We start from the raw sequence: 21,803 nt of genomic DNA on the forward strand, positions 1-21,803 counted from the left end.
AACTATTTCAAAAACTGCCGAAGCCAAATCAATAGCGCCCTCCATCCGCCCTTCGGGCACCTTCCCCCGCAGGCGGGAGAAGGGAAGACAAAAAGCAAAGCCGGAGCAGGAGCAGGAGCAGGAGCCAAAGCCAAAGCCAAAGCCAAAGCCAGAGCCAGAGCCAGAGCCGAAACCGAAGCCGGAGCCGGAGCCGGAGCCGGAGCCTGACCGAAAACCAAATCACAGCAAGAGCAAGACCGCACAGCCCAATCCTCGCAATTACGTGCATATGCACATAAACTCCCACCCATCGCCCTGCCCCACAAACCGATGGACACCTCCAGCCCCTGCACCTGCTTCCAGCTGCGCCGCGCCACACGCCGCGTCACCCAGCTCTATGACCGCCATCTCGCACCCGCCGACCTAAGCCTCAACGCCTATTCCATCCTGCGCCGCTCCAGCCAGCCACGCCCGCTGGGCGAACTCGCCGATGCATTGGGCATGGACCGCACCACCCTCACCCGCAACCTCAAGCCGCTGCTCGAAGCCGGCCTGCTCAGCTCCGCGCCCGGCGCAGATTCCCGCCAGCGCCAGCTGCACATCACCGCCGCCGGCAAACGTCGCCTGCAGAAAGCCTTGCCCCTCTGGCAACAGGCGCAGCAGGAAATCGAAAAACTGTTCGGCAGCGCACGCATCGCGGATCTCAACCAACAGCTGGAAGCACTCACCCAATCACTGGAACAGGAGCAACCAGCATGAGCGCGCAAGCTCCCACCCGCACACCATGGCTGCTGTTGCTGACCGCCTCCAGCATCCTGATGGTGACCATGGGCGTGCGTCAGACCAGCGGGCTGCTGATCGATCCCATCCATGTCAGTACCGGGCTGGGGGTTGCCCAGATCAGCTTTTCGCTGGCAATCGGCCAGTTCGTCTGGGGCGCGGTGCAGCCCTTCTTCGGCGCGATGGCCGACCAGCGAGGACCACTTCCGGTCTTGGTTGGCGGCGGTGTGCTACTGGCCGTCGGCCTGCTCGCGGCAACCCTGCTGCCCGGCGCCTGGGGACTGAACCTCAGCTTCGGCCTGTTGCTGGCCGCCGGTGCCGGTGCCGGCAGTTTCTCGGTACTGATCGGCGCAACCGCTTGGCGCATCCCAGCGCAGAAGCGCTCGATGGCGGCCGGCATCATCAATGCCGGTGGCTCGCTCGGCCAATTCCTGTTCGCGCCGCTGGTGCAGTTGCTGCTCAGCGCCTTCGGCTGGATCAAGGCTTTGTATGCACTGGCCTTCATCGTGTTGTTGTCATTGCCGCTGGCCTGGCCGCTGCGCAAACGTGCACCACGCAGCGAAGGAACGGATGACGGCGAAGCCCTGCGCCCGCAATTGCAGCGCGCCCTGCGCGACCGCAGCTACTGGTGCCTGCACCTGGGCTTCTTTACCTGCGGCGTGCACATCGCCTTTCTGGTCACCCACCTACCCGGCGAGATCGCACTCTGCGGGCTGTCGCCGAACGTGGCCTCGGTATCGATTGCCTTGATCGGCCTGTTCAATGTCGCCGGCAGCCTGATCATCGGCGCGCTCGGCGAGCGCTTCCGGATGAAGTGGCTGTTGTTCTGGATGTACCTCAGCCGCGCGGTATTGATCGCGATCTATCTGGCTTCGCCGCCGACGCCGATGACCTTCTACCTATTTGCCGCGGCACTGGGCTTCACCTGGCTGGCGACGGTGCCGCCTACCGCCGGGCTGGTCGGCAAGCTGTTCGGTCCGCGTCACATGGGCACTTTGTTCGGTCTGACCCTGTTCTCGCACCAGAGCGGCGCCTTCTTCGGTGCCTGGCTGGGCGGCGTGGCGCTGGAGTACGGCGGCGACTACAGCTGGATGTGGTACGCGGACATGGCACTGGCGGCCGCTGCAGCCCTGATCAACCTGCCGATCCGCGAGGCACCACTGCGTCGCCAGTTCGCCGCAAGCTGAACGAAATGGGCCGCTGCAACGGCCCGTTTCACCGCGCCCATTGAAACCGGACACTTTTGTCCGGATCATATGCGACATGACTTCCATTCGTTCCGATGCCGCCGCACGCCGCGCTTTGCTGTTGGATGCGGCCGACGCCGTGTTCGGCGAACACGGCATCACCGCCCCGCTTGACCTGGTGGTGGAGCGGGCCGGCGTGGGACGGGCAACGCTGTACCGCAACTTCCCCGACCGCACCGCGCTGATCGAAGCCCTGCTGCAGCGGACCGTGGAAAAGATCGAAGCGCATCTGCAGGAGCTGGGCGAGCGTGACGATGCGCTGTTCGAGCTGATCATCGGCATGGCCAAGCGCATCGTGTACTCACCAGCGCTGGCCGACTACTGGCGCGCAGTGGACCAGGACGAACCCGCGATCAAGGCCGCACGCGAGCGCATCCTGAGCCTGTCCGAACCTGCCCTGCTGCGGGCAAAGGCCGCAGGACTGTGCCGGCTCGACCTGCAGCTGTCCGATATTTCATTGATCTCCGGCATGCTCGGCGCGGCGTTGCGCGGACGCACCGTCGAAGATCGCGCCACCCTCGCACGGCGTGCGATTGAATTGCTGCGTCCCGGCCTGTCCAAGCAGGCTGCAGCGGAACGCATATGAAGCCACTCAAGCCCATTCCGGACTGGGAAGAGCATGAAAAGCCTTCCCTGCCCGGCTCGGCCTCGATGCCCTGGCATCCGCCACACCGGCGCGCGGCCTATGCCGCGGTGGCGGTGCTGGTGGCGATCACCGGCGGGCTGGGCAATGCGTTGATCAGCGCCAACCTGCCGGTGATCACCGGCCAGATGGGGCTGCAGGCCAGCGAGGCCAACTGGTTGGTGGCTGCCTATCTGATGGTCAACGTCAGTGCCAACCTGCTGGTGTTCAAATTCCGTCAGGAATACGGCATCCGCCTGTTCGCCGAGATTGGCCTTGGCACCTATGCCGCACTGGCGGTGCTGCATCTGTTTGTCGGCAACAACACGACCACCTTGCTGGTACGCGCAGGCAGCGGTTTTGCCGGCGCAGCCTGCACCACGCTGGGCACGCTGTACATGCTGCAGGCGCTGCCGCGCAAATACGTCGGCAACCTGCTGGTGATCGGCGTTGGCCTGTCGCAGCTGGCCGTGCCTTTGGCCTGGCTGTTGTCGCCCAGCCTGCTCGACCATGGCGAATGGCAGAACCTGTATCTGTTTGAAGCCGGTTTGGCGCTGTGCTCGTTCGCTGCCGTGGTGGTACTGAAGCTGCCGCCCGGCATCCAGATCAAGGTCTTCGAGCGCACCGACTTCCTCACCTTCGCTCTGCTCGCGCCAGGACTGGCGTTGCTGGTGGCGGTGCTCAGCCAAGGCTATCTGCATTGGTGGTTCGATTCACCCTGGCTGGGCTGGGCCCTGGCCGCCGCCGTCGTGCTGATCACCACCGGCCTGTGCATCGAACAGCAGCGCCGCAACCCGCTGCTGCAGGTGCGCTGGTTGATGGGACCGGTGATGCTGCGCTTCATCGTCGGCGCCTTCCTGATCCGCTTCCTCACCAACGAGCAGTCTTACGGGATGATCTCGATGATGCGGGCACTGGGCATGGGCCCGGAGCAGATGGCGCCCTTGTTCGGGGTCATTCTGATCGGCGTGCTGGTCGGCATTGCTGCCGGTGCGCTGACCTTCGGGCCGAAGGCGCTGATTCCGCAGTTGCTGGTCTCGATCATCCTGCTCGGCAGTGCTGCCTTCCTCGACCAGCACCGCACCAGCATGGACCGGCCGATGGATTTCGCCCTCAGCCAGTTCCTGGCGGCGGTGGGCAGTGGCATGTTCATGGGCCCGCTGATGCTGATGGGCATACGCCAGGCGATGGCGCGCGGGCTGGACCACATCGTGTCCTTCATCGTGATCCTGTCACTGACGCAGAGCTTCGGCAGCCTTGCCGGCTCGGCCTTCCTGAGCAGTTTCCAGCTGCACCGCGAGCACATCTATTCCACTGCACTGGTCAGCCAGCTCAATCCCGCCGATCCGCAGGTGGCGCGCCGGCTGCAACTGCAGCAACAAGCCTACGCCCGCGTCATCACCGACCCGGTACAACTCAAGGCGCAGGCCAGTGCAGCCTTGGCGGCAGCAGCCAAGCGTGAGGCCAATGTGCGCGCGTTCAATGATGTATTCGCCTTCAGTGGCTGGGTAGCGATCTGCTTCCTGAGCTGGCTGTTGCTGGAAGTGACGCTGCGTAATCCACGCGTGAAACAGGTGATCCGGCGTGACCGCGCCGGGGCCCAGGACAACCGAGCAGAAACATGAGCAACAAGACCGAAAAGAAAGCCTCAGCACCGGCAGCCGAGGCCGTGTCCAAATACAACCGACCCAGCCGCCGCGCGGTAGTGGTGATGATCATCGTCGCCCTGGTCGGATTGACCTTGATCCTGCGCGCTTGGCAGTTGTGGCCATTCAACAGCACACACATGCATACCGACGACGCCTATGTGCGCGGCCAGGTGACGGTGCTTGCGCCGCAGGTCAACGGCTATGTCACCGAAGTACTGGTCAGCGACTTCGACCATGTCAAAAAGGGCCAGCCGCTGCTGCGTATTGATCAGCGCATCTACCAGCAGAAGGTGGATCAAGCGCAGGCTTCCCTAGAAGATGCACGCGCGCAGCTGGCCAACTCCGACCAGAGCCAGGCGCAGAACCGCGCGCAGATCAGCTCGGCCCGCGCAAATCATTCTGCGCAGCAGGCCGAGCAGCAACGCAGTCGCACCGAGTTGCAACGCTATGAAGCCCTGGCCGCACAGCAGCTGGTTTCCAATAGCGACCGCGACAAGCTGCGCTCCTCCGCGCAGGCGGCGACTGCCGGCGTGGCCCAATCGCAGGCGGCCATCCATATCGCCGAGGAAACCCTCACTTCCACCGGAGTGGCGCGCAAGGGCTTGGAAGCGAAGGTCGCCATGGCTGAAGCCGCCTTGGAACTGGCAAAAATCGACCTCGACAACACGGTTATCAAAGCGCCGCGTGATGGTCAGGTATCCGAGGCCACCGTGCGGCTTGGGCAATACGTTACCGCCGGCAGCCAGTTGCTGTTCCTGGTGCCGGACACGCTATGGGTAGTGGCCAACTACAAGGAAGGCCAGACCTGGAACATGGCCATCGGCCAGCCAGCAACGTTCAGTGTCGATGCCTTCCAGGGCAAGAAGCTGACAGGCCGTATCGAGCAGATCGCCCCGGCCACCGGCTCCGAGTTTTCGGTACTCAAGCCCGACAACGCCAGCGGCAATTTCACCAAGGTGGTGCAACGTCTACCGATCCGCATCGCCATCGACCCCGACCAGCCGCTGGCCGCACGCCTGCGTCCCGGCATGTCGGTGGTGGTGGAAGTGGACACCGCCGCAAGGTAGTGCCGAGCCATGCTCGGCAGGGGCACTACCGACCATCTTGTAGGAGCGGCGCCGGGTGGCCTCGGGCCATAAGCCGCGAAGCCGACATTGGTAGAAAGGCCCAAAGAGCCCCCCCTCCCCAACCCTCCCGTGCTGCACAAGGAAGGAAGCAAAGCCTTCACCCGATTGCGCTAGGCTGTACCCCTGTTCACAGCCGGGAGAACCCTCGGTGAAACTGATTCTGGCGCTCTCCGTCCTGGCCGCACTCACGGCCACCTCCGCCAACGCCGCTGACACGCTGTACTCCGGCGGCCCCATCGTCACCGTGGATGACCGCAACCCCGATGCTGAAGCCATCGTCGTGCGCGACGGCCGCATCGCCTTTGTCGGCACCCGCAAGGCAGCACGCCGCTTCAGCCCGCAAGCGCAGCAGATTGATCTGCAGGGCCACACCCTGACGCCGGGCTTCATCGATGCCCACGGCCACGTCTCAGGCGTCGGCCTGCAAGCGCTGTCGGCCAACCTGCTGCCCGCACCCGATGGCGAAGGCAACTCGATCCCCGCATTGCAGAAGATCATGCGCGAGTTCCGCGCACACCCGACCACGCCCGAGGGCTACAAGGTGCTGATCGGCTTCGGCTACGACGATTCGCAACTGGTCGAACAGCGCCATCCGACCCGGCAGGATCTGGATGCGGTCGCCACCGACATCCCGATCATCCTGATGCACCAGTCCGGCCACCTCGGCGCTTACAACAGCAAAGCGCTGGAAATGGCGGGCATCACTGCCGACACACCCAATCCACCAGGTGGCGTGATCCGCCGCGAACCCGGCAGCAACGTGCCTGACGGTGTGCTTGAGGAAAGCGCGCACAACATCGCCTTGGCCAAGCTGATGCCAGCGATGACTGTCGAGCAATCCTTTGCCATGCTCGAAGCCGGCCAGGCGCTGTACATGAAATACGGCTACACCACTGCCCAGGACGCCAAGACCGACGCAGGCACCTTGCAGCTGCTGCCGATGGCGGCCAAGGCCGGCAAGCTCAAGATCGACGTGGTGTCCTATCCGGATATTGAAGTGGCCTTGCAGAATCCAGCAATGCAGGGGCCCTTCTATGGTCTGAACTACACCGACCACTTCCGCATCGCCGGCGTGAAGATCAGCCTGGACGGCTCACCACAGGGCAAGACCGCGTGGCTGACCAAGCCTTATTACAAGGTTCCCGAAGGCGAAAAGCCGGACTATGCCGGCTATCCCGCCTTCCCCACCGCCAAGGTCGATGACCTCATCACCCAGGCGTGGGGCCATGGCTGGCAAGTACAGGCACATGCCAATGGCGATGCCGCCATCGATCAGCTGATCCATGCTGTGTCCGCCGCTGAAGCCAAGTATCCGGACAAGCATCTCGTCCCCGTGCTGATCCACGGCCAAACCCTGCGCAAGGATCAGGTTGGTGAGCTGCGCCGTCTTGGCATCTTCCCCTCGCTGTTCCCGATGCACACCTATTACTGGGGCGATTGGCACCGCGATTCGGTGCTGGGCCCGGAACGCGCCGAGAACATCTCGCCGACACAATGGGTGCTGGATGCGGGAATGGTATTCACCTCGCACCATGATGCACCGGTGGTGTTCCCGGACTCCATGCGCGTATTGGATGCGACGGTCAACCGCGTGACCCGCAGTGGCCGCGTACTGGGGCCAGATCAGCGTGTATCACCGGCGATCGCGCTGAAGTCGATCACCTTGTGGGCAGCGCGTCAGTACGGCGAAGAGAGCAGCAAGGGCTCGATCGAAGTCGGCAAGCGCGCGGATCTGGTGCTGCTGTCGGATAACCCAATGAGCATCGAGCGCAGCCAGCTACACACCATCAAGGTACTGCAGACCATCAAGGATGGCGAAGTGGTTTACGAAGCAAAACCGAAGCCATAAGCCAGACAGCTCTTGTGGGAGCGGCGTAAGCCGCGAAGCCACTGCAACGACCGAAGCCGATAGCGCATTGACCGCACCGAAGTAGCCGGGGCGGTCGAAGCCTATCGGCTTCGCGGCTTACGCCGCTCCCACAAAAATCGTTTCCGCGGGGCGCTTCACCCGCACCCCAACCCCTCTCCCGCAGGGAGAGGGGCTTGAAGCTTCAGCCTGCGCAGTTCGCGCACAGGCCGTGCACTTCCAGCGTCTGCGCCTGCGGCTTGAAGCCAAGCTCCTTGGCACGGGCTTCGAGCTGGCGGACGATGTCACGGTCTTCCAGCTCCACTGCGCTATGGCAGCGATCGCAAATCAGGAACGGTACCGAGTGCTGGTTGCTGCTCGGGTGATGGCAGGCAACGAACGAGTTGACCGATGACAGCTTGTGCACGAAGCCATTGGCCATCAGGAAGTCCAGCGCGCGGTAGACCGTAGGCGGGGCATCAGCGCCCACACCCTTGCCTTCGCGCACCCATTCCAGCAGTTCGTAGGCCTTGACCGGCTTGCCCGCCTCGGCGATCAGCCGCAGCACGTTGGCGCGGATCGGGGTCAACCGCAACCCGCGCTCGCGGCACACCCGTTCAACCACCGCGACAAAGCCCGCCGCGTCTTCGACGTGGTGGTGCGGGGCGGTACAGGAGTGTGCTTCGGTCATGTCTACCTCAGGGTCAGGCCGTTGGGATCTTGATGAGTGCGGCGTCGATGCGTTTCAAGGCCTCGTCGCGCCCCGCCAGATACACGGTATGGGAAATGTCAGGACTAACCTGGGTGCCGGTGATGGCCACACGCAGCGGCTGGGCGACCTTGCCCATGCCGATTTCCAGCTGTGCGGCCACGTCATGCAGCGCGGCCGACACGCCTTCGGCGGTCCATTCAGCATTGGCCAGCAGCTCGCGAGCCTTGGCCAGCGGCAGGTCGGCACCGGGCTTGAAGTGCTTGGCAACCGCCGCTTCGTCGTATTCGTTCAGCGGGGTGTACCAGACCACCGCCTTCTCGGCCATTTCCTTCAGGGTCTGCACGCGCTCACGCAGGGCGATGACCACGTCAACCGGGGCTGGGCCCTTGCTGACGTCCAGACCCAGCTTCTCGAGCTGGTAAACCAGCTGCGGGGCAATGGATTCCGGCGTTTCAGTCTTCAGGAAGTGCTGGTTGACCCAGCCCAACTTGGCCATGTCCAGGCGCGCGGCCTTGGAATTGCAGTTGGTGACGTCGAACAGCTCGATCAGCTCCTGACGGGTGAAGATCTCCTGGTCACCGTGCGACCAGCCCAGACGGGCCAGATAGCTCAGCAGCGCCTCGGGCAGGTAGCCAGCGTCCTTGTACTGCATGACATCGGCCGCGCCGGTGCGCTTGGACAGCTTGGCGCCCTGCTCGTCCAGGATCATCGGCATATGGCCGAACTTGGGCACCGGCGCACCGATGGCCTCGTACAGATTGATCTGGCGCGGGGTGTTGTTGATGTGGTCATCACCGCGGATGACCTCATTGATCTTCATATCCCAATCGTCGACCACCACCGCGAAGTTGTAGGTGGGGAAGCCGTCCGGGCGGAAGATGACCATGTCATCCAGCTCGCTGTTGGCGATCTCGATATTGCCCTTGATCAGGTCATCGAACAGCACCGTGCCTTCAAGCGGGTTCTTGAAGCGGATGACGCGGTTCGGGTCGTCCTTGTACGGCAGGTTCAGCTCGCGGGCAGCGCCGTTGTAGCGCGGTTTTTCCTGCTTGGCCATGGCGGCTTCACGCATGGCGTCGAGCTCTTCCTTGGTCTCGTAGGCGTAATAAGCCTTGCCCGACGCGATCAGCTGCTCGGCTACTTCCTGGTAACGGGCGACGCGCGCGGTCTGGTAGATCGGACCTTCGTCATAGCCCAGGCCCAGCCAGTCCATCGCCTCGAGGATGGCGTCGATGGCAGCCTGGGTGGAGCGCTCGCGGTCGGTATCTTCAATGCGCAGCACGAACTCACCGCCACGGTGGCGCGCTTCCAGCCAGCAGTAGAGCGCGGTGCGGGCGCCACCAATATGCAGGTAGCCGGTGGGACTGGGGGCAAAGCGGGTACGGACGGTCATGACGGGCGCAGAAGTTGGAATCGGGGCATTTTACCTTTTCCCCCCTGCCGGTGCTTTGAACCGGCTGCAGCCCTTCTCGCGCAAGCCGAAAGACGCAACAAGATCCGTCGAACTGCAGCTGTAAGCCCCTCTCCCGTTCACGGGAGAGGGGTTGGGGTGAGGGGAGCTCCGGCTCCGGCTCTGGCACTGGCTCTGGCTTCGGCCCTCGCCGTTGCTCCTGCCTTTGCCTTACCGGGCCCCTTCCGCAGCGACGGAGCTGGCAGACAAGACCCCGCATGGGGCGACGCACATGGATGTGCGTCGTTTTTCGACGAGACAGGGATGTCTCGTCGAAAAATCCTGCCAGCGGAGTGGACCCGCGCCGCGCAGCGGCGTGGGCGCGGAGGCAGGGTGTGTTTCTTTTGGTTACTTGTTCTTTGCACAAGCAAAGAAGAGCTCTTTAACAGCCGAATGGCTGGTCAAAGTGACTCGCTCCCCGCAGGGGAGCGAAAGCCCTTGATCTTGATCTTGCTGCTGCAATTGCTGTTCATGAGAGACCAAGGCGCTAACAACCAGAGCCAAAGCTCCCCTCATCCGCCCTTCGGGCACCTTCTCCCGCACGCGGGAGAAGGAATGCATCAAGCGTCTGCTTGCTCTGCCCCAAAAAGCAGAAGGGCCGCAAAGCGGCCCTTCTCAAATCAGCACTACGCGCCAGCTGCCAGACTCACTTCTCCAACAACGGCTTGCGCGGGAACCGCTCCTCACGCATCGCTGCGTTATAGACAAACGACGCCACAATCGCTGCAGCCTGCTTCAGATCCTCCGCCTCGGCGTGATCCCAGGTATCCAGATGGCTGTGATGCACATTGCTGAAGTAATCCAGACGATCCTGGATGAACTGGAAGCCCGGCAGACCAACCCGGTCATAACTGATGTGATCGGTGCTACCGGTATTGCGCGTAGCCACCGTGGTCGCACCCACATCGTTGAACGGCTTCAACCACGCCTCGAAAATCGGCATCGCCGCCATGTTTTCCTGCGCATAGATGCCGCGGAACCGACCCGAACCATTGTCCATGTTGAAGTAGACCTGGAACTTCTCGTAATCACGCAGCTTCTGCAACGGACCCGTTGGCTCACGCAAGGACGCCGGCAGCGCCTTCTGCGTTGCATCGGCCGGCTCCGGATAACGCGCGAAATGCTGCGCCACATACGCCTGCGAACCTACCAGGCCCTGCTCCTCACCACTCCACAGACCCACGCGGATCGTGCGCTTGGGCTTGGCACCCACCGCCTTGAGAATGCGCATCGCCTCCATCATCACCGCCACGCCCGCAGCGTTGTCAGCCGCGCCGGTGCCGGTGTGCCAGGAATCCATGTGCGCACCCAGCATCACGATCTCGTCGGCCTTGCTGCTGCCACGGATCTCGGCCAGCGTGTTGTGGCCCGGCTGATTGGTGTCGTCGGTGAAGCGAGCATCCACATTGACCCGCAGCGTCACCGTCTGCTTGTCCTTGAGCGCACGCACCAACGGATTGAAGTGCTCGGCAATCATCGCCAGCTCCGGGATGCCCACCGACTCGCCGGCCTTGCGCGAACCACCACCGGCCACGCGGATGATGCCGTTGTCCCAGCCGCTGATGCTGATCGACGCCAACGCACCTTCCTCGATGAAGAACGCATTGACCGCCTTGGTCAGCTCCTGGCGCTCGTTGAACTCCTTCAGCCGCTTTGCGCGGTCCTCTTCCGCCGCCTTGGGAATGGTGAAGGCCTGCAGGCCTTCCAGCGAGGTCGCATCATGCCGATGCGAATCGGATTCGGTGCCACGCTTGTATTCGCGCGCATCACCCAGCAGCAGGATCTTGCCGCGCAGCTTGCCCTTGTACTTCTCGAGGTCGGCCAGCTTCTTGATATCGACCTGGATCAGCTCACCTTCCACCGCACCGTTGGTACCCGGCGTCCACGCCTTGGGCAGGGCGTGCAGCGGCTGTACGCGCTGGCCCAGCATCTCGACGCTGGCCGAAGTGAATTCCCAACCACGACCGAAGTCCTCGAAGGCCTCGTCATGCACATTGACCAGGCCCCACTCGTTGAACTTGCCACGGCTCCAGGCATTGGCCTGGGTCATGGCCGGCGAATTGCTCAGGCGCGGGCCGATGGTTTCGGTCAGATGGCTGAAGGTATCCATCACCTGCGAACGGTGGAACGCCTCCTGGCGGATCTTGCTGACCATATCCAGATCCACCTGTTCGGCCGCCTGCGCCGTAGCGCTCACCGCCAATCCCATGCACAACGCCAACAATCCCCGCTTGATCATGCTTTCCCCAGCCTTAGGCTCAATGACTACAAACCACCGAGTCTAGCCAGTGAACAGCAGCTGCCGAGTCGGCCAATGGTCATGGTTCAGCAACAACGGGGTGATTCAGTCCAGCCGAGTCACCTGCACACGCGCCAGCGCAGGCTACAGCTCACTTTGCCGATCAAGGTCATTGGCTTTCGGAGCACATCCCGGCAGTTTTCAAGGGCTGCGCAACCCAGGTCCGTAGCAGTCCACAGTCGTTGCGCTTGTTGCCGTTGCCGTTGCTGTTGCTGTTGCTGTTGCTTCCGCCGTTGACTTACCGGGCCCCTTCCGCAGCGACGGAGCTGGCGGACAAGACCCCGCACGGGGCGACGCACAAGGATGTGCGTCGTTTTTCGACGAGACAGGGATGTCTCGTCGAAAAATCCTACCAGCGTAGTGGACCCGCGTCGCGCAGCGGCGTGGGCGCGGAGGCAGGGTGTGTTTCTCTTGGTTATCTTCTCTTTGCACAAGCAAAGAGAAGTAACTCGCTCCCCGCAGGGGAGTGAAAGCTCTTGCTCTTGCTTTAGCCAACAGCACTCGAATCAACAGCAACGACAAGAGCAAAAGCTCCCCTCATCCGCCCTTCGGGCACCTTCTCCCGCAAGCGGGAGAAGGGAGGCGTCATGTTGCCGCCAACCTCCCCATCATTCCCACCACCCATAAACCACCATCCGCTCCACAGGCAGTACTACGAACCACGAACGGCCATCTTGAGCGACGGCGGAGTATCCAGCCCCATGCGTCGTCGGCAACGCACCCATACCGACAGATCCACACACATCACCACCGGCATCCAGCGAACAAGCCGCAGCAAACGCCGAATACACCCACTCCCCCGGCTCGAAAAACCGCAGCCCCTTACGCAGGATCGCCAACGCCGTCGACAACGACAAACGCAAGGCAACAACCCCCTGCGCCCCCCCACCAGCAAACACACTGCCCATCAAGGCCCGCTCCACCTGCCCCGGTTCCATGCCGAAGTGCAGCAGGCCGCAGGTCTCGATACCCGCCGGCAACAAGCGCTGCGCACGGCGATGGATCAATGCACGATTCATGTCATTCCTCCTTACGAAAGAGGCGGGATGGCCATTGCCGCCCCGCCCCGTCATCGCAACTGCCAGATCAGGCCTGCTTGCTCACCGCACGATTGCTCAGCTCGTACCAATCGACCTTGCGGGTGATCCACATGATCGCGGCCAGGATGCCGAACAGCAGCAGCGAGCCCATCAGCAACGCGTTGTTCTCCGAGACCAACAGCACATACAGCACGCCGTACAACATGGTCAGCATCGTCGCGAAACCGACACCACGCTTCCAGCTATGCAGCACCCCGCTCAGGTAGAACCCCTGCAGACCAATACACGCCGCTGCCGCAATGAGGTACGCCTGCCAGAACGCAATCTGCTCCGACAGACTCAGCAGCAGCAGGAAAAAGATCGCCAATGCCAAACCAACCAGCAGGTACTGCAGCGGATGGATCTTCAGCTGCTTGATCAGCTCGAACAGTGCGAAGCCAACGAAGGTCAGCAGCACGAACAGGATCCCGTACTTGCTGGCCCGGTCCACCTGCGTATAGGTGTCCACCGGATCCACCAAAGCCACGTTGAGCACCTCGACATTGTTGCCGTCACTACGAATGGCCTGGGCCAGCTGCGACTGCGCCGCCGACGCCAGCGAAGACACTGCCCACTCCGCCTTGAAACCGCTGGTATCGATGCTGCGTTCATTGGGCAGGAAGCTGCCACCAAACAAGGGGTGCTGCCAGGTCGAAGACAAGGAAACCCGGGTATCGTCACCCACCGGCGCAATCGCCAGCGAGCGGGTGCCGCCAAGCACGAACTCCAGTTCAACCTTGCTGCCCTCGCGCAACACGCCCTGCATCGAGTCCGGCAATGGCGACAGCGTTGCATGCAGGCCCTTTGAGGTTCCCTCCAATACCCCAGCGCCCGGCTTCAACTGGATCGCACGGCCGTCGACGCGCAGGTTCGGCGTACCCACAAGACCGCGTACATCGGAGATGCCCATGGCCAGGTACGGGTTGCCATAGGTGCGGCCCGGCACCGCGACATAGCTGGTTTCGGCGAACTCAGCCTGCAGCTTGGCCTGCCAGTTGTAGACCGGCACCTTGAACAGGCCCACGGTGCGCTCGTCAGTGCGCATGTTGCCCTGCACGTTCAAGCGCGTCGGCATCTGCAGGTCATAGCCGCTTTCGACGCGCAGCTCGGTCCGGCGCGGCTTGTCGCCTTCGGCCGGGATGTCCACTTCACGCTGCTGGGTCCACGGTAGCACCCGCACCGGGCCGATCAGCGACTGCTCGCCTGCCCAGCTCTGCGATACCCGTTCGACCGCCTCGTCGCGGTAACGCTCACGCTCATTGATGGTGCTGCGGATCAGCAGCAGGGGAATCAGCAGCAACAACACCAGCCCGCCGACAATGGCGAAGCGCAACAGCAGTTTCAGGGAAGTCATGTCCCGTCCTCGTGTGGAAACAGGGACAGGTTGAACGTCGCTGGTGAGCAGGGTTTGTGCCGAGTTTGAAGCGAATGTGAAGTCAGCCGGCCGGCAGCAACAAGCGCGCTTCGGCACCGCCTTCAGGATGGTTACCCAGCTCCGCGACGCCGCCGTGCAGGCGCGCCACCTCGGCCACGAACGGCAGGCCCAAGCCAGAACTGCGTTGGCCCGTACCCGGACGCGCCAGCGAATAGAACCGCTCGAAGACCCGCTCCTGCGCGTACTCCGGCACACCGGGGCCGTTGTCACGCACGGCAATCCGCCAGTTCTGCTGCTGGCGCTGCACGCTCAGCACGATGCGGCTGCCCGGCGCGGAGAATGCAATCGCGTTGTCCAGCAGGTTCGAAAGCGCCTGCCGCAGCAGGAAGGCATCGCCCTGCACCGCTGCCTGCTCCGGCAATTTCACATCCAGACGAATCTGCCCACCCTGCAGGCGCGGCGCTGCATCGTCAGCCAGCGCGCGGCAGACCGCGACCAGATCCACCTCGGTGCGTCGCTGCAGCCAGCCGTGCTGTTCAACCTCGGCCAGCCGCAGCAACTGGTCGATGGTTTCGGTCAGGCGCCGCTCCTGCTGCACGATGTTGGAGGCAAAGCGCTGCCGGTCGGCTTCGGGCAAGGGCTCCTGCAGCAACTCGGCAGCGCCACGTATCGCTGCCAGCGGGCTCTTCATTTCATGGGTCAGCGATTGCACGTACTGCTCGACGTAGGCCTTGCCTTCGAGCTTGCGGCGCATGGTTTCCAGCGCCTGACCCAGGTCACCGATCTCGTCGCGGCGACGCTTCGGCGGCGGCACCGGCTCACCGGCGCTCACCGCCTTGGCATAACGACTCAGCCCGCCAATGCCGCGCGACAGCCACCAGGTCATCAACAGGCCGATCAAGGCCGACAATCCGATCAACCACGCACCGCGCGCAATGATGGCGCGCTGGCTGGCAACGATGAATGGATCGATGGTGTCGTTCGGTTGCGACAGCGTCAGCACGCCGATCATGCTGCGACCGTCTGCCGGGTCGTACATCGGCGCGGCCACGTGCATGACGGTATTGGTTTCGTCGCCGGGGATCTCCGGGCTGGAACGTGCGCCGTACTCCCCGCGCAGGGTTTTGTAGACGTCATTCCAACGCGAATTGTCGCGGCCCACGTCCTGCCCGCGCGAGTCGTAAACCACGATGCCTTGCGCATTGGTCACGGTCACCCGGTAATCGATGCTGCGTTTGGGAAAGCGCCACACCATCGCCTTGGGATCGCGGCGCTGGGCGGTGGCCAGGCGCGCAGCGAAGTCGCCATCGCCGATATGACCCGCCTTCAGATCCGGCGCAGCCATCACCGCCAGCACATTGGCCGCGTCCACCAAGGTGGATTCCATCGCCTGGCGTACGCCGGGTTTGACCTCGTTGACGAACACCCGCATCACGAAGAACGCGGCGATGCCGACAATCAGGAAAAATCCCAGGAATATTTTCAGCCCAAGCCGCATCGGTCATACATCCAGGGCATAGCCGACGCCGCGATGGGTGCGGATCGGTTCGCCTTGCGCGCCAGCCGCACGCAGCTTTGCGCGCAGGGTTTTTACGTGGGTATCGACGGTGCGGTCAGTGCTGTCGCTGGCGTGGTCCCAGCCACGTTCCATCAGCTGCGCCCGGCTCAGGATCGCCCCGGGGCGCTGCAGCAATGCCGCCAGCAAGGCGTACTCGTAGCGGGTCAGGTCCAGCAGCGCCTCGTCATAGCGGATGCGCCGGCCTTCGTGATCAATGGCAAACCGGCCCAGCTGCTTCCAGCCGCCGGCCTCCGCTGCAACCGGCGTCGCAGGCGTGGTCCGGCGTAGCCGCGCGCGGACCCGCGCAACCATCTCGCGTGGCGAGAACGGCTTGGTCACGTAGTCGTCAGCGCCCAGCTCCAACCCCAGCACGCGGTCGAACTCATCGTTGCGGGCGGTCAGGAAGATCACCGGCACCTGGCTGAAAGTGCGCAGTTCACGGCAGACCTCGAAGCCGCCCAGATCGGGCAGACCGACATCCAGCACCACCACGTCGGCGCCGTCCTGGCGCAGCAAGGCCAAAGCCTCGCGGCCCAAGGCGCAATGACTGGCGGCATAGCCTTCGCTGCGCAGCGCATAAAGAAGGGTGTCGGCGATGGCGGCCTCGTCTTCGACGACGAGTACCCGGGCAGGTTGGCTGGACATTGCATCAGCATAGCTGGCCTTGCCGCAGACGCCAGCGGGGCGCGCCCGGAGCGAGCGGATCAAGCCCTCGGACCAGCCACTTGAGCCGCCGCCCAGCCAGCCCCGTCCAATGAAAACGCCCACACAACGCTGCAAGCCGTAAACTTCGCCGATGAATTATCGCCACGCCTTCCACGCCGGTAACCACGCCGACGTTCTCAAGCACATCGTCATGTTGGCGATGATCGACGCGCTCAAGCGCAAAGACTCGCCCTTCTTCGTGCTGGACACGCATGCCGGCCGCGGCCGTTACCTGCTGTCCGCCGAGGAAAGCCGCAAAACCGCCGAGATCGATGAAGGCGTGCTGCGACTGATGACCACCCCGTCGCTGCCCGAAGTGGTGGAGCAGTACCTGCGCGCGGTGCAGGCCGACAACCCGGTCGGCGCCTTGATCTCCTACCCGGGCTCGCCGCTGTTGGCCGCCCGCGCCCTGCGCGAACAGGACCGCATGGCCGCCTGCGAGCTGCAGAAGGACGAAGTCGCCGCGCTCAAGGAGCTGTTTGCCCACGACCGTCGGGTACAGGTCCACGCCGGCAACGGCTACGAAGCCATCCGAGCCTTCATTCCGCCCAAGAGCGGCGCCATCAAGATCGGCCGTGCGCTGGTGCTGATCGACCCGCCGTATGAAGTACAGGACGCCGAGTACCCGCTGATCATCTCAGCTCTGCGTGAGATTTTGACCCGGATGCCGCAGGCGCAATGCGCCGTCTGGTACCCGATCAAGCAACGCCGCACCCTGCAGCCGTTCTTCCGCAAAGCGGCCGCGCTGCCGGCCAAGTCCATTCTGGTCGCCGAATTCATGGTGAGGGCCGATGACTCCCCGCTGCGTCTGAATGGTAGCGGGATGCTGTTGCTGAACCCGCCATGGCAGTTTGAGCAGGTGCTGGCCCCGGCCTTGCCGGTCCTGAAGCAGTATCTGGGTGAAGCCGGCGCCTCGACCCGACTGGAGTGGCTGAAGACGCCTGAGTGACGGGCGCCGCCGGCAATCTGCAGCTGCTTTGGACCGCGTTCACAGAACGTAGCACCCGCAGTGACAGAATCAGGCGACTTTGGAGGAAACGTAGTCATGGCAACTCGCAACCGCATGCCCCCGTGGCATGAAAATTTCAAGGCACCCAGCGGCCGTGAGCTGCTGATACGACCCATCCGCCCTGAAGACGGTGCGCCGCTGCAGGGCGCGTTCGCCCTGTTCGGACCGGAAGAAGTGCGCGACAAGTTCCTGCAGTCGGTTGAATCACTGTCCGATGAGACCGCCCAGCGCTTGACCCACCCCAATCCCAAGACCGAGATCGCGCTGGTCGCGGCCGAGCCGCTGCCTCCCGGGGAAGCGGTTGTGGGCGCGGTAGCCCGGGCCTCCATCATCCCGGGCACCCGCGATGCCGAATACGCGATCCTGGTAAGCGGCTTCCTCGCTGGTCAGGGTCTGGGCCGGCAGTTGATGCGCAAACTGGTCAAATGGGCGCGCGGCAAGTACCTGGACCGCCTGTACGGCGACATTGCCCAGGACAACGAGCCGATGCTGCAGCTGGCCGCTTCGCTGGGCTTCAAGCAGGTGCCGCACCCCGCAGCCGCCCCCGGGCTGGTGCGGATGGTGCTGGAACTGGCGAACTAAGCGTCAGTTTTCCATTCAGCTCTCGACAGGCGCCGACAAGGCGCCTGTTGCGTTTGCGGCTCTGAGCCGTCCGCGCCCGCAAGCCCGATCAAGCCCAACGAGGCAAACCGGGCGCATCTGGTAAAATTCGCGGTTCATGTCGCCTATTACCTACCCCATTCCGCCGCTGCCCCGTTCGGGCCAGCTCCGCGCCTGGTGGCGCGCTCCGGCTTCCAGCAGTGCGCTGGCCTGGCATGTCGCCTGCGCGGCGCAGGCACACGCCAAACCGCTGCTGCTGGTCACCCGCGACAACCACAGCGCGCATCAGCTGGTGGCTGATCTGCAGACCCTGCTGGGCGCAAACAGTCCGTTGCCGGTGGTGCCATTCCCGGATTGGGAAACCCTGCCCTACGACCAGTTCAGCCCGCACCCGGACATCATTTCGCAGCGTCTGGCCGCCCTGCACCGCCTCCCGACGCTGAAGCAAGGCATCGTCGTGGTGCCGGTGCAGACACTGCTGCAGCGCTTGGCGCCGCTGAGCTACATCGTCGGTGGCAGCTTCGACCTGAAGGTTGGCCAGCGTCTGGATATGGACGCTGAGAAGCGCCGCCTGGAAAGCGCCGGCTACCGCAATGTCGTGCAGGTCATGGACCCGGGTGATTTCGCCGTGCGTGGCGGTCTGCTCGATGTCTATCCGATGGGCGCCGAGGCGCCGCTGCGTATCGAGCTGCTGGACGAGGACATCGACTCCATCCGCGAGTTCGATCCGGAATCGCAGCGCTCGCTGGACAAGGTGACCGCGGTAAAAATGCTGCCCGGCCGCGAAGTGCCGATGGACGAGGCCAGCCTCAACAAGGTGCTGGCCACGCTGCGCGAACGCTTCGACGTGGATACCCGGCGCAGCCCGCTATACCAGGATCTGAAAGCTGGTCTGGCGCCTTCGGGCATCGAATACATGCTGCCGCTGTTCTTCAACCAGACCGCGACCTTGTTCGACTACCTGCCGGACGGCTTCATGACCGTGCTCGGCACCGGCGTCAGCGAAGCCTCCGATGCGTTCTGGCTGCAGACCAGCAGCCGCTACGAGCAGCGCCGCCACGATATCGAACGGCCGCTGCTGCCACCGGAAGAGATCTACCAGTCGCCGGACAGCCTGCGCGAGCAGTTCAACAAGCTGCCGCGCGTGGAAGTGTGTGCTGCCGATCATCCGCGCGCCGCCGAGGCGCAGCCGCTGGGCGACCAGCCGCTGCCACCGTTGCCGGTCGCGGCCAAGGATGCGCCTGCGGGACAGGCACTGAAGTCTTTCATCGAGCACTACCCGGGCCGGGTGCTGATCGCGGCGGATTCGCCGGGACGGCGTGAGGCCTTGTTGGAAGTGTTGCAGGCGGCTGAGTTGCGGCCTGAGGTTGTTGGGAGCTTCAATGATTTCCTGCCTTCTCCGCTTGGCGGGAGTGATGCTGCTGGCAAAAGCCAGAGCAAGAGCGCCCTCACCCCAACCCCCGCTCCGCGCCCCGGCCCTCGCGCTGGCGCGAGTGCGCTCGAAGAGTCGCGAACCAGTGGTTCGCAAACGCCTCTTCTCGCCCCGCAAACGGGAGAGGGGCTTAAGAGCAAAGCGGGGCTCAAGTTCGCCATTACCGTGGCACCACTGGACGACGGCTTTGCGCTCAGCGAGCCGGCCTTGGCGGTGCTTACCGAGCGCCAGCTGTTCCCCGAGCGCGCCGGCCAGGCGCGGCGTACGCGGCGGGCCGGGCGTGAGCCCGAGTCCATCATCCGTGACCTTGGCGAGCTGACCGAAGGCGCGCCCATCGTCCATGAGGACCATGGTGTGGGCCGCTACCGCGGTTTGATCGCGATGGATGTCGGCGGCATGCCCGGCGAATTCCTGGAGATCGAATACGCCAAGGGCGACCGCCTGTATGTTCCGGTCGCGCAGCTGCACCTGATCAGCCGCTACTCCGGTGCTTCGCCGGAAACCGCGCCGCTGCATTCACTTGGTGGCGAGCAGTGGGCCAAGGCCAAGCGCAAAGCCGCGGAAAAGGTCCGTGACGTTGCCGCCGAGCTGCTGGAAATCCAGGCCCGTCGTCGCGCCCGCGCCGGGCTGGCACTGGATATCGACCGCTCGCTGTACGAGCCGTTCGCGGCCGGCTTCCCGTTCGAGGAAACCCCCGACCAGCAAGCGGCGATCGAAGCCACGCTGCGCGACCTGCAATCCAGCCAGCCGATGGACCGCGTGGTCTGCGGCGACGTCGGCTTCGGCAAGACCGAGGTTGCACTGCGTGCTGCGTTCGCTGCGGCAAGCGGCGGCAAACAGGTTGCGGTACTGGTACCGACCACGCTGCTTGCCGAACAGCATTACCGCAACTTCCGTGACCGCTTTGCCGACTATCCACTGCGAGTGGAAGTGCTGTCACGCTTCAAGACCAGCAAGGAAATCAAGGCAGAACTCGACAAGGTCGCCGAAGGCACGATCGATGTGATCATCGGCACCCACCGGCTATTGCAGCCGGACGTGAAGTTCAAGGATCTGGGCCTGGTCATCGTCGATGAAGAGCAGCGCTTTGGCGTGCGCCAGAAGGAAGCGCTGAAGGCAATGCGCGCCAACGTGCATCTGCTGACCCTGACTGCTACGCCGATCCCGCGTACCTTGAACATGGCGATGGCCGGCCTGCGTGATCTGTCGATCATCGCCACGCCGCCGCCGAACCGCTTGGCGGTCAAGACCTTCATCACCGCCTGGGACAACGCGCAGCTGCGCGAGGCCTTCCAGCGTGAGTTGTCGCGTGGTGGCCAGCTGTACTTCCTGCACAACGATGTGGAAAGCATGGGCCGGATGCAGCGCGAGCTGTCCGAGCTGGTGCCCGAGGCGCGTATCGGCATGGCCCACGGGCAGATGCCGGAGCGCGAGCTGGAACGAGTGATGCTGGATTTCCAGAAGCAGCGCTTCAACGTGCTGCTGGCCAGTACCATCATCGAGTCGGGTATCGACATCCCCAACGCCAACACCATCATCATCAACCGTGCCGACCGCTTCGGTCTTGCGCAGTTGCATCAGCTGCGCGGCCGCGTTGGTCGTTCGCACCACCGTGCCTACGCCTACCTGCTGGTGCCGGACAAGCGCTCGATCACACCGGATGCGCAGAAGCGCCTGGAAGCCATCGCCTCGATGGACGAACTGGGCGCGGGCTTCACCCTGGCCACCCATGATCTGGAGATCCGTGGTGCTGGTGAGTTGCTGGGCGAAGACCAGAGCGGACAGATGGCCGAGATCGGCTTCAGCCTGTACACCGAGCTGCTGGAACGCGCGGTACGCTCAATCAAGTCCGGCAAGCTGCCGGATCTGGATGCTGGCGAAGAGGCACGCGGTGCCGATGTCGAACTGCATGTACCGGCCTTGATTCCGGAAGATTACCTGCCCGACGTGCATACCCGCCTGACCTTGTACAAGCGCATCAGCTCGGCACGTGACAGTGAGCGCCTGCGCGAACTGCAGGTGGAAATGATCGATCGCTTCGGCCTGTTGCCGGATCCGGTCAAGCATCTGTTCGCCATCGCCGAGCTCAAGCTGCAGGCCAACGAACTGGGCATCCGCAAGCTGGAGCTGGGCGAAAACGGTGGTCGCATCGTGTTCGACAGCAAGCCCAATATTGATCCGATGGTGGTGATCCAGCTGATCCAGAAGCAGCCCAAGCTGTATCAGATGGATGGCCCGGACAAGCTGCGCATCAAGCATCCGCTGCCGGAAAGCGCTGACCGCTTCAACGCCGCGCGTGCGTTGTTGACCACGCTGCATCCCGGCCGCGCCTGA

At 63.6% G+C, this 21,803-nt stretch carries 17 protein-coding genes; 9 read left to right on the top strand and 8 right to left on the bottom strand.

From position 1 onward, the window contains the following. The first annotated feature begins 309 nt into the window (after window positions 1-309). The 6 genes from ACVOLR_RS08530 (at window position 310) to ACVOLR_RS08555 (ending at window position 7,253) form a co-directional block, all read left to right on the top strand. Window positions 310-738: a MarR family winged helix-turn-helix transcriptional regulator gene (locus tag ACVOLR_RS08530; protein WP_481536068.1), complete on the top strand. Its 429-nt coding sequence runs from the start codon at window positions 310-312 to the stop codon at window positions 736-738. Continuing rightward, window positions 735-1,946, top strand: coding sequence for an MFS transporter (locus ACVOLR_RS08535; RefSeq protein WP_481536069.1), 1,212 nt, complete (start codon window positions 735-737; stop codon window positions 1,944-1,946). Before ACVOLR_RS08530 ends, ACVOLR_RS08535 begins: the two co-directional genes overlap by 4 nt. A 76-nt stretch (window positions 1,947-2,022) precedes the next feature. Continuing rightward, window positions 2,023-2,592, top strand: coding sequence for a TetR/AcrR family transcriptional regulator (locus ACVOLR_RS08540; protein ID WP_481536070.1), 570 nt, complete (start codon window positions 2,023-2,025; stop codon window positions 2,590-2,592). Continuing rightward, window positions 2,589-4,253: an MFS transporter gene (locus tag ACVOLR_RS08545; RefSeq protein ID WP_481536071.1), complete on the top strand. Its 1,665-nt coding sequence runs from the start codon at window positions 2,589-2,591 to the stop codon at window positions 4,251-4,253. The genes ACVOLR_RS08540 and ACVOLR_RS08545 overlap by 4 nt, the downstream gene beginning before the upstream one ends. Beyond that, complete coding sequence (locus tag ACVOLR_RS08550; protein WP_481536072.1) at window positions 4,250-5,344, top strand: HlyD family secretion protein; 1,095 nt, start codon at window positions 4,250-4,252, stop codon at window positions 5,342-5,344. The genes ACVOLR_RS08545 and ACVOLR_RS08550 overlap by 4 nt, the downstream gene beginning before the upstream one ends. A gap of 208 nt (window positions 5,345-5,552) precedes the next feature. Continuing rightward, window positions 5,553-7,253 (top strand): amidohydrolase, encoded by a 1,701-nt coding sequence (locus ACVOLR_RS08555; RefSeq protein WP_481536073.1) that lies wholly within the window; start codon window positions 5,553-5,555, stop codon window positions 7,251-7,253. A 202-nt stretch (window positions 7,254-7,455) separates the two neighbouring features. Here the strand turns inward: ACVOLR_RS08555 and ACVOLR_RS08560 are convergent, their stop codons facing one another. The 8 genes from ACVOLR_RS08560 to creB all read right to left on the bottom strand — a co-directional run bounded on the left by ACVOLR_RS08560 (window position 7,456) and on the right by creB (window position 16,368). Further along, a complete protein-coding gene (locus tag ACVOLR_RS08560) occupies window positions 7,456-7,941 on the bottom strand; it encodes a transcriptional repressor (protein WP_481517869.1) in 486 nt (161 codons plus the stop codon). Between the two features lie 13 nt (window positions 7,942-7,954). Continuing rightward, window positions 7,955-9,355 carry a glutamate--tRNA ligase gene (gltX, locus tag ACVOLR_RS08565; RefSeq protein ID WP_481536074.1) on the bottom strand — a complete coding sequence of 467 codons (1,401 nt, stop codon included), beginning with the start codon at window positions 9,353-9,355 and terminating at the stop codon, window positions 7,955-7,957. 405 nt (window positions 9,356-9,760) lie between these two features. Continuing rightward, the gene (locus ACVOLR_RS08570) at window positions 9,761-9,973 is read right to left on the bottom strand and encodes a hypothetical protein (RefSeq protein WP_481536075.1); all 213 of its coding nucleotides are present in this window, start codon (window positions 9,971-9,973) and stop codon (window positions 9,761-9,763) included. 85 nt (window positions 9,974-10,058) lie between these two features. After that, the gene (locus tag ACVOLR_RS08575; RefSeq protein ID WP_481536076.1) at window positions 10,059-11,651 is read right to left on the bottom strand and encodes a M20/M25/M40 family metallo-hydrolase; all 1,593 of its coding nucleotides are present in this window, start codon (window positions 11,649-11,651) and stop codon (window positions 10,059-10,061) included. 668 nt (window positions 11,652-12,319) lie between these two features. Next, window positions 12,320-12,730 carry a hypothetical protein gene (locus ACVOLR_RS08580; protein WP_481536077.1) on the bottom strand — a complete coding sequence of 137 codons (411 nt, stop codon included), beginning with the start codon at window positions 12,728-12,730 and terminating at the stop codon, window positions 12,320-12,322. Window positions 12,731-12,797: 67 nt separating this feature from the next. Beyond that, window positions 12,798-14,144, bottom strand: a complete 1,347-nt coding sequence (gene creD, locus ACVOLR_RS08585) for a cell envelope integrity protein CreD (protein ID WP_481536078.1) — start codon at window positions 14,142-14,144, stop codon at window positions 12,798-12,800. Window positions 14,145-14,226: 82 nt separating this feature from the next. Further along, the gene (creC, locus tag ACVOLR_RS08590) at window positions 14,227-15,663 is read right to left on the bottom strand and encodes a two-component system sensor histidine kinase CreC (RefSeq protein ID WP_481536079.1); all 1,437 of its coding nucleotides are present in this window, start codon (window positions 15,661-15,663) and stop codon (window positions 14,227-14,229) included. A gap of 3 nt (window positions 15,664-15,666) precedes the next feature. Beyond that, the gene (gene creB, locus ACVOLR_RS08595; RefSeq protein ID WP_481536080.1) at window positions 15,667-16,368 is read right to left on the bottom strand and encodes a two-component system response regulator CreB; all 702 of its coding nucleotides are present in this window, start codon (window positions 16,366-16,368) and stop codon (window positions 15,667-15,669) included. Window positions 16,369-16,519: 151 nt separating this feature from the next. On the opposite strand from creB, the gene ACVOLR_RS08600 reads away from it, so the two are divergent. The 3 genes from ACVOLR_RS08600 (at window position 16,520) to mfd (ending at window position 21,803) form a co-directional block, all read left to right on the top strand. Beyond that, window positions 16,520-17,377 (top strand): 23S rRNA (adenine(2030)-N(6))-methyltransferase RlmJ, encoded by an 858-nt coding sequence (locus ACVOLR_RS08600; protein ID WP_481536081.1) that lies wholly within the window; start codon window positions 16,520-16,522, stop codon window positions 17,375-17,377. Between the two features lie 96 nt (window positions 17,378-17,473). Then, complete coding sequence (locus ACVOLR_RS08605) at window positions 17,474-18,019, top strand: GNAT family N-acetyltransferase (protein ID WP_057629682.1); 546 nt, start codon at window positions 17,474-17,476, stop codon at window positions 18,017-18,019. Between the two features lie 136 nt (window positions 18,020-18,155). Next, window positions 18,156-21,803, top strand: coding sequence for a transcription-repair coupling factor (gene mfd, locus ACVOLR_RS08610; RefSeq protein ID WP_481536082.1), 3,648 nt, complete (start codon window positions 18,156-18,158; stop codon window positions 21,801-21,803).

Source organism: Stenotrophomonas sp. STEN030, assembly GCF_056759995.1.

Excerpts from the sequence above, each read along its gene's own strand:
- ACVOLR_RS08530 (WP_481536068.1), top strand. The coding sequence starts at position 310 with ATGGACACCTCCAGCCCCTGCACCTGCTTCCAGCTGCGCCGCGCCACA.
- ACVOLR_RS08535 (WP_481536069.1), top strand. The coding sequence starts at position 735 with ATGAGCGCGCAAGCTCCCACCCGCACACCATGGCTGCTGTTGCTGACC.
- ACVOLR_RS08540 (WP_481536070.1), top strand. The coding sequence starts at position 2,023 with ATGACTTCCATTCGTTCCGATGCCGCCGCACGCCGCGCTTTGCTGTTG.
- ACVOLR_RS08545 (WP_481536071.1), top strand. The coding sequence starts at position 2,589 with ATGAAGCCACTCAAGCCCATTCCGGACTGGGAAGAGCATGAAAAGCCT.
- ACVOLR_RS08550 (WP_481536072.1), top strand. The coding sequence starts at position 4,250 with ATGAGCAACAAGACCGAAAAGAAAGCCTCAGCACCGGCAGCCGAGGCC.
- ACVOLR_RS08560 (WP_481517869.1), bottom strand. The coding sequence starts at position 7,941 with ATGACCGAAGCACACTCCTGTACCGCCCCGCACCACCACGTCGAAGAC.
- gltX (WP_481536074.1), bottom strand. The coding sequence starts at position 9,355 with ATGACCGTCCGTACCCGCTTTGCCCCCAGTCCCACCGGCTACCTGCAT.
- ACVOLR_RS08570 (WP_481536075.1), bottom strand. The coding sequence starts at position 9,973 with ATGCATTCCTTCTCCCGCGTGCGGGAGAAGGTGCCCGAAGGGCGGATG.
- ACVOLR_RS08575 (WP_481536076.1), bottom strand. The coding sequence starts at position 11,651 with ATGATCAAGCGGGGATTGTTGGCGTTGTGCATGGGATTGGCGGTGAGC.
- ACVOLR_RS08580 (WP_481536077.1), bottom strand. The coding sequence starts at position 12,730 with ATGAATCGTGCATTGATCCATCGCCGTGCGCAGCGCTTGTTGCCGGCG.
- creD (WP_481536078.1), bottom strand. The coding sequence starts at position 14,144 with ATGACTTCCCTGAAACTGCTGTTGCGCTTCGCCATTGTCGGCGGGCTG.
- creC (WP_481536079.1), bottom strand. The coding sequence starts at position 15,663 with ATGCGGCTTGGGCTGAAAATATTCCTGGGATTTTTCCTGATTGTCGGC.
- creB (WP_481536080.1), bottom strand. The coding sequence starts at position 16,368 with ATGTCCAGCCAACCTGCCCGGGTACTCGTCGTCGAAGACGAGGCCGCC.
- ACVOLR_RS08600 (WP_481536081.1), top strand. The coding sequence starts at position 16,520 with ATGAATTATCGCCACGCCTTCCACGCCGGTAACCACGCCGACGTTCTC.
- ACVOLR_RS08605 (WP_057629682.1), top strand. The coding sequence starts at position 17,474 with ATGGCAACTCGCAACCGCATGCCCCCGTGGCATGAAAATTTCAAGGCA.
- mfd (WP_481536082.1), top strand. The coding sequence starts at position 18,156 with ATGTCGCCTATTACCTACCCCATTCCGCCGCTGCCCCGTTCGGGCCAG.